The 5552-nt window shown below is 63.7% G+C and carries 5 protein-coding genes; all 5 read right to left on the reverse strand.

Annotated features, from left to right (window positions below; genetic code table 11):
* Positions 1-17 precede the first annotated feature (17 nt).
* The 5 genes from EOA22_RS23170 to EOA22_RS23190 all read right to left on the reverse strand — a co-directional run bounded on the left by EOA22_RS23170 (position 18) and on the right by EOA22_RS23190 (position 5537).
* Positions 18-1265, reverse strand: coding sequence for an SfnB family sulfur acquisition oxidoreductase (locus EOA22_RS23170; protein WP_063169861.1), 1248 nt, complete (start codon positions 1263-1265; stop codon positions 18-20).
* Positions 1266-1289: 24 nt separating this feature from the next.
* Entirely contained in the window at positions 1290-2096 is an 807-nt protein-coding gene (locus EOA22_RS23175; RefSeq protein ID WP_024501876.1) for an ABC transporter ATP-binding protein, read from the reverse strand.
* A gap of 79 nt (positions 2097-2175) precedes the next feature.
* Complete coding sequence (locus tag EOA22_RS23180) at positions 2176-3513, reverse strand: ABC transporter substrate-binding protein (RefSeq protein WP_013528156.1); 1338 nt, start codon at positions 3511-3513, stop codon at positions 2176-2178.
* Between the two features lie 80 nt (positions 3514-3593).
* On the reverse strand, positions 3594-4634 hold the full coding sequence (locus tag EOA22_RS23185; RefSeq protein ID WP_063169860.1) for a branched-chain amino acid ABC transporter permease: 1041 nt from the start codon (positions 4632-4634) through the stop codon (positions 3594-3596).
* A gap of 3 nt (positions 4635-4637) precedes the next feature.
* On the reverse strand, positions 4638-5537 hold the full coding sequence (locus EOA22_RS23190) for a branched-chain amino acid ABC transporter permease (RefSeq protein ID WP_032898718.1): 900 nt from the start codon (positions 5535-5537) through the stop codon (positions 4638-4640).
* Between the last annotated feature and the right edge of the window lie 15 nt (positions 5538-5552).

Consider the following 5552-nt stretch of genomic DNA (forward strand, 5'->3'; position numbering starts at 1 on the left):
AGCCCGCCGGTGGAAAATCAGCTCCAGGCGTGCAGCGGCGGATTTTCGCCGTTGAGGAAATATTTGCCGAGGATCGAGTATTTCCAGCGCACCGGATCGTGCAGCGTGTGCGTGCGCGCGTTGCGCCAATGCCGGTCGAGATTGTGCTCGGCCAGGGTTGAGCGGGTCCCTGCCAGTTCGAACAGCTTGTTGGTGGCGGCGATGGCGATCTCTGTCGACAGGATTTTTGCCTCGGCAGTGACGATCTGGGCGTGCGCCACCGTCTCGGCTGTCGGCTCGGCCACTGCCCGGTCGATTGCATGACCGGCCTTTTCGAGCAGCGCCTGCGCCGCGTGCAGGCGCAGCGTCAGGTCGCCGATGGCCTGAATGGTGTAGGGATCGTCCCAGGCGTTGTCGACGCCGCTGTCGATCCAGGCGCGGCTTTTGGTCCTGACGAAATCGACCGTCTCGTCGATCGCCGCCTGGGCGATGCCGGTGTCCACGGCCACCTGGATGATCTGGAAGATGGCGCCGTCGGCGGTCGGTTTGTCGTAGCCCTTGTAGCCGGGTACCAGATGCGTCTTCGGCACCTTGACGTTGTCGATGATGACGGTGCCGGACAGGGTCGTGCGCTGGCCGAAGCTCGACCAGTCGTCGATGACGGTCAGGCCGGGTGCGCCGCGGTCGGCGATCGCATACCAGGCGCGGCCCTCGTCATCGAGCGCCACGATCGGCACCAGATGGGCGAGCAGCGCGCCGGACGAATAGAATTTCCGGCCGTTGACGACCACATGATCGCCGGCATCGGTGAAGCGGGTCTCAAAATCGGCGGCGCGCTTGGAGCCGAACTCGGAAAAGGCGTTGCCGAACCGGGTGCCCTTCAGCGCTTCGGCGAACAGCAGCTTCTGCTGGTCCGCGTCGGAGACGGTGCGGATGGCAGCGACGACGCCGAGATGGTTCTGCGCAACCTGGCCGATCGAGGAATCCGCCGCCGAGATGATCTCGATCACCTTCGCCAGCGTCGCATAGGACACCTCCGGCCCACCGAATGCCTTGGGTACATTGATCGACCACAGGCCGCTTTGCGAAAAGGCATCGAGTTCGGCGACCGGCCAGATCCGTTCACGGTCGCGCCGGGAGGAGTCCTTGACGAATTCGGCGGCGAGCGCATGGGCAACCGCAATCGCCTCGGCGTCGTCCTTGATGATGTGCGCCGGGGCGATCGGCCTTGCGACTGGCGGCACGGCGGCGGAAGCCTTGTCGGTCTTGACGGTCGAAACGGTCATTTCACTGCTCCTTGGGATTTCGATTCAGGCAACGGCGTGGAGATGGGCGGGCTTGGTGGCGGGTGACGCCTGTTGCCCGGGGTTCGATTGACCGAGATAGAAGGCCCTGATGTCCTCGCGCTGGCGAAGCTCGGGGGCCGCGCCGGCGAGAACGGAAACGCCGTTCTCCAGCACCGTGGCATGGTCGGCATATCGCAGCGCCACTGCGGAGTTCTGCTCGGCGACCAGGATGGATAGGCCAGTCTCGCGGTTGAGTTTTTTCAAGCTCTGGAAGATGTCCTGGACGATGATTGGCGCGAGCCCCATCGACGGTTCGTCCAGGACGAGCAGCCGCGGCCGCGACATCAGCGCCCTGCCGATGGCGGTCATCTGCTGTTCGCCGCCGGAGGTCAGGCCGGACAATGTCCGGCGTTTTTCCCGAAGCCTCGGGAAATAGCCGTAGATCCGTTCGAGATCCCCGTTGATCTCGGCGCGGCTGCCGCTGCGGCCGATGCCGCCGGCGATCAGATTCTCCTCGACGGTGAGGCTTTTGAAGCAGTGGCGGCCTTCCAGCACCTGAACCAGCCCGGCGCGCACCAGATCACCCGGTTTGCGGCGCGAGACATCCGAGCCGTCATAGCGGATGGTGCCGGCATTGACCTGGCCGCGTTCGGCCGGCAGCAGGTTGGAGACGGCCTTCAGCGTCGTGGTCTTGCCAGCGCCATTGGCACCGAGCAATGCCAGTATCTGGCCGCGCCTGAGCTCGAAACTGACGCCATGCAGCGCCGTGATGGCGTGGTTGTAGGTGGCATGGACCGTGTCCACAGCAAGAATGACGTCATCGTTCGGCATAGGCTGTTCTTTCGCGGTTCGAAAACCGAACAGGTCGGGCGCCACGGAAACTTGGTCCGCGACGCCCGGCACTGACTGATCAGTTGGTGGTCACAGCATTGGCATCGTCGGCGGTGCGCAGCTTGATGCCCTTCTCGGCGGCGTAGGCCTCGGCGGACTTCTCGATGATTGGCCGCAGCAGCGCCCAGTCCGGCGCGATCCAGTCGGAGACGACGTTCCACTTCTTGCCGTCCCACTGCTGGAAGGTCACGTAGCCTTCGCCTTCATGGTTGTCCCAGCTGACATTGATCGAGTGGAACAGGTCCTTGGCGCCGAGCGCCTCGACCTTGGCCGGATCAAGCTTGAGATGCTCGAAGCCCCAGCGGACCTCGTCGCCGGTCAGCGTGCGGTGGCCGAACTTCTCCTGCGCGATCCGGATCGCCTCGACATTGAGGATGCCGTTGACGATGCCGAGATTGTGGTAGACCGAGCCGATGCGCGCCTTGTCTTCAAGGTTACCCTTGCCGGCGCCGTAGACCGTCTTCACGATCTCCTGAACCACCGGGTAGGAGTTGCCGGAAGCCTGCGTGGTGATGGCGGTGTAACCCTTGGCGGCGTCGCCGGCAGGGATGACATCCTCTTCAGAATTCGACCAGACATTGCCGACGATGTGATCGACGGGATAGCCGACCTTGACCGCCGTCTTCAGCGCCACCGGGTTCATCACACCCCAGCCGCGCAGGACGACGAAATCCGGCTTGGCGCGGCGGATGGTCAGCCACTGCGACTGCTGCTCGTTGCCGGGATGCGGCACCTCGATCTGCTGCACGGTGAAGCCGTATTTCTGCGCCAGCAGCTCATAGATCGGGATGGTCTCCTTGCCGTAGGGCGAGCCGTGATAGAGCACGACGATCTTCTTTCCCTTCAGCTTGTCGATGCCGCCTTCCTTGGAGGCGATGTAGTTCACGATGCCTGATGTCTCGCTGTAGGGATTGAGCAGCAGCGGGAAGACGTAGGGGAAGACACGCCCGTCGGTGGAATCGGTGCGGCCGTGGTTGACGGTGATCAGCGGCACCTTGTCGGCGGTGATGCGGTCAATCATGGCATAGGCGATGCCGACCGAGAGCGGGTTCCAGGCGGCGGCGCCGGCATGGCTCTTCTGCCGCTCGTAGCATTCGACGCCGCGCTCGACCTCGTACTGGGTCTCGCATTCGTCCCAGGTCAGCTTGACGCCGTTGACGCCGCCGTCGCGGATGTTGATGAGGTTGAGATAGTCGATGAAGCCGCCGAAGAAGCCGGTGCCGCCGGCCGCGTAAGGCCCGACGCGATAGCTCTGCAGCGGAAAATATTGTTCGTCGGCGTGCGCGGCGGGCAAGGCCACCGACACGATCATCGCCGCGGACAACGCCGCCGCCTTGATTGTGCTGAGGAAAGTCATGGTCGAGGTACTCCCGGTATGGGCCGTCTTGTTCGGCCCCTTGTTCATTTTCCGATGGGATTCATTTTCAATGCATCAGCTCAAGTCGACTGCCAGGCGAACAGGAGCCGTCTTCGGACCCTGTCCCACAGCGCCACCAGCCCGTCGGGCTCAAGGATCAGAAACAGGATGATGAGCGCGCCCAGAACGATGCGCTGGCTCATGTCGAGCACGCCCGAATCGAAGAGATCGCCGAGCAGGAAGCCGCCGAGGCGCGACAGAGCGAGCGGGAAAACCACGATGAGGGCGGCGCCGAAAAACGCGCCGCGGATCGAAGCCAGCCCGCCGATGATGATGATGAACAGGATTTGGAACGACCGATCGAGATCGAAGCCGTCCGGCTCGACGGTCCTCAGATAGGCGAAGGCCCAGATGACGCCTGCGACGCCGATGATGAAGGACGAGATGGCGAAGGCCAGCAGCTTGGTCTTCAGCACCGGGATGCCGATGATGCGGGCGGCGGTTTCATTGTCGCGGATGGCGATGAAGTTGCGACCGGTCTGCGACGAGACCAGCCTATAGGCAAGGAAGGTCAGGACGGTGACGATTGTCAGCGCGAAGAGATAGCGACCGATGGCGCCGTCGAGCGCGAAACCTGAGATCGACAGTCTCGGCGCGTCGATGACGCCTGACGCCGAGTTGTTGGAGAACCAGCTGAACTTGGTCAGCGCCCATTGCACGAAGAACTGCGCGGCGAGCGTCGATACTGCGAGATAAAAACCCCTCAGCCGCAGGCTGGGCAGGCCAAAGACGATGCCGATCGCGGCGGCGACGATGCCGGCCAGGAAGATGCTGCCGATCGGCGGCAGGCCCTCGACGCGCAGGTTGAAATTATAGGCGGCGAAGGCGCCCGCCGCCATGAAGGCGGCACTGCCCAGCGAGACCTGGCCGGCATAGCCGGTGAGAATGTTCAAGCCCACGCCGGCGAGGCTGAGCGCCAGGAACGGCAGCAGGATGGCCTCGAACAGATAACTTGAGCCGATCAGCGGCACGACACCATAGGCGAAGGCGAGCAGCAGGACCGGTACGACCCATTTCGGCAGCACCGGCGCGGCGACGAAATCGCTTGTTATCGCGGTCATCGTTCAGATCCTCTCAACGAGCTTCTGGCCGAACAGGCCGGAAGGGCGGATCAGCAGGAAGACGAGCGCGACGACATAGGCAAACCAGCTCTCGATGCCGCCGCCGAAATAATCGCCGATATAGACCTCGGCGAGCTTCTCACTGGCGCCGATCAGAAGCCCGCCGACGATGGCGCCGAGGATGGAATCGAAGCCGCCGAGCACCAGCACCGGCAGCGCCTTCAGCACCACCAGCGACAGCGAGAACTGCACGCCGAGGCGTGCGCCCCAGAGCAGTCCCGCCACCAGGGCGACAAGGCCGGCGGCAGCCCACACGGTGGCCCAGATCAAGGGCAGCCTGAGGCCGACCGCGAGGGCCGCGAACTGGTCGTCGGCAACGGCGCGGAAGGAGAGGCCGATGCGGGTGTAGCGGAAGAACAGCGACAGCAGGAGGACCATGCCGGCGGCAACCACCGCGGCAAAAATGTCGAACTGGCTGATCAGCACGCCGCCGATTTCCAGCGGCACGTCCTCGATGCCGAGATCGAGGCCATGGACCTGCGTGCCCCAGATCAGCTGGGCGGCGCCCTCGATGATGTAGGACAGGCCGAGCGTCGCCATGAACAGTGTGATCGGCGGCTTGTTGGTCAGTGGCCGCAGCACCGTGCGCTCGATGGCGACACCCATCGCCACCATGATGGCGAAGGTGACCGCCAGCGCCAGCGCGAACGGAATACCGCGCTCGACGAGGCTGACGAAGGTGAGTGCCGCAAACAGCAGCATCGCGCCTTGCGCGAAATTGAGCACGCCCGAGGTCTTGTAGATGAGCACGAAGCCGATCGCGACAAGCGAATACATGACGCCTGAGAGCAGGCCGCCGACGAGCACTTCGATGAAGAATTGGTAGTCGAAATCGGCGATCATATGCCTGCCCCGTCC

Source organism: Mesorhizobium sp. M7A.F.Ca.US.014.04.1.1 (assembly GCF_003998745.1).
GTDB lineage: Bacteria > Pseudomonadota > Alphaproteobacteria > Rhizobiales > Rhizobiaceae > Mesorhizobium > Mesorhizobium ciceri.

What these genes read in the sequence shown, in the direction of transcription:
- EOA22_RS23170 (WP_063169861.1), bottom strand. Translation starts at nt 1,265, where the DNA reads ATGACCGTTTCGACCGTCAAGACCGACAAGGCTTCCGCCGCCGTGCCG.
- EOA22_RS23175 (WP_024501876.1), bottom strand. Translation starts at nt 2,096, where the DNA reads ATGCCGAACGATGACGTCATTCTTGCTGTGGACACGGTCCATGCCACC.
- EOA22_RS23180 (WP_013528156.1), bottom strand. Translation starts at nt 3,513, where the DNA reads ATGACTTTCCTCAGCACAATCAAGGCGGCGGCGTTGTCCGCGGCGATG.
- EOA22_RS23185 (WP_063169860.1), bottom strand. Translation starts at nt 4,634, where the DNA reads ATGACCGCGATAACAAGCGATTTCGTCGCCGCGCCGGTGCTGCCGAAA.
- EOA22_RS23190 (WP_032898718.1), bottom strand. Translation starts at nt 5,537, where the DNA reads ATGATCGCCGATTTCGACTACCAATTCTTCATCGAAGTGCTCGTCGGC.